Annotated in this window: 1 protein-coding gene; it reads left to right on the forward strand. The window is 31.4% G+C overall.

Annotated features, from left to right (window positions below; all coding sequences use genetic code 11):
- A partial coding sequence (locus tag MPF19_RS19190) for an ISAon1 family transposase N-terminal region protein (RefSeq protein ID WP_502925288.1) occupies positions 1 to 348 on the forward strand: 348 nt, incomplete at its 5' end.
- Positions 349 to 494 lie beyond the last annotated feature (146 nt).

The following is a 494-nucleotide window of genomic DNA, read 5'->3' on the forward strand; positions in this document are numbered from 1 at the left end:
ACTTCAATTGAACTTGCTAAATTACTATTACCAGAAATTCTTGTTGATTATTTTAAATTAACTAAACACGAGGTAAAACAAGGAGAACTACATTTACATTTTACAGAATTAAATACAATTCCTGATGAATTTATAGGGCTAAAATTAAGTTCTAAAGTTTTTTTTCCAGAAGCAACTATTCAAGATTTTCCAATCCGAGGTAAAAACGTTTTTCTACATGTTATTAGACGACGTTGGGTGGAAGAAAGTTCTAAGAAAGTAGTTGTAAGAAATTGGCAATTAGTAGCAAAAGTCACTAGAATTACTAGTGAATTTGCTGCTTTTTTAAAACAAATCAGTCAACAATAACGCCACAAGCACAAGTATCATCGCTAACTTTTACGGAGTTAACCCAAGGAGCTTACAGAGACAATACAAAGATTATTTAAGTGATTTTAAGCAATGGAACCAAAAACCGCATGCTGAACAATGGTTGCTTTTTCCTGAAAATATTG

This window comes from Polaribacter sp. Z014 (genome assembly GCF_023555435.1).
GTDB lineage: Bacteria > Bacteroidota > Bacteroidia > Flavobacteriales > Flavobacteriaceae > Polaribacter.